This window comes from Psychrobacter sp. CAL346-MNA-CIBAN-0220 (genome assembly GCF_040309805.1).
In the GTDB taxonomy this organism is placed as follows: Bacteria; Pseudomonadota; Gammaproteobacteria; order Pseudomonadales; family Moraxellaceae; genus Psychrobacter.
The window spans coordinates 1-255 of record NZ_JBEOPF010000510.1; the positions used below are offsets into that span (position 1 = coordinate 1).

Below are 255 nucleotides of genomic sequence, written 5' to 3' on the forward strand. Positions count from 1 at the left end.
GCTTGAGGGTGTAACTAGCAATATAAAAGGTTATGCCGCAAACGTAACAAATGAGAGCGAAGTAGAAAACGTATTTAATACCATTAACAGCGATTTTGGTTACATTGGGGTGCTTATAAACAACGCCGGTATTTTACGCGACGGCATGTTTATAAAGGCTAAAGACGGTAAAGTGGTAAAAAAAATGTCTCTTGAGCAATTTCAATCCGTGATTGATGTAAACCTGACCGGTGTGTTTTTAGCAGGGCGGGAAGC

The 255-nt window shown here is 40.4% G+C and carries 1 protein-coding gene; it reads left to right on the plus strand.

Features of this window, described 5'->3' with window-relative positions; genetic code table 11:
* Window positions 1-255, plus strand: a 255-nt coding sequence (locus AAEY88_RS14580; protein WP_350563541.1) for an SDR family NAD(P)-dependent oxidoreductase, incomplete at both ends; no start/stop codon positions are given.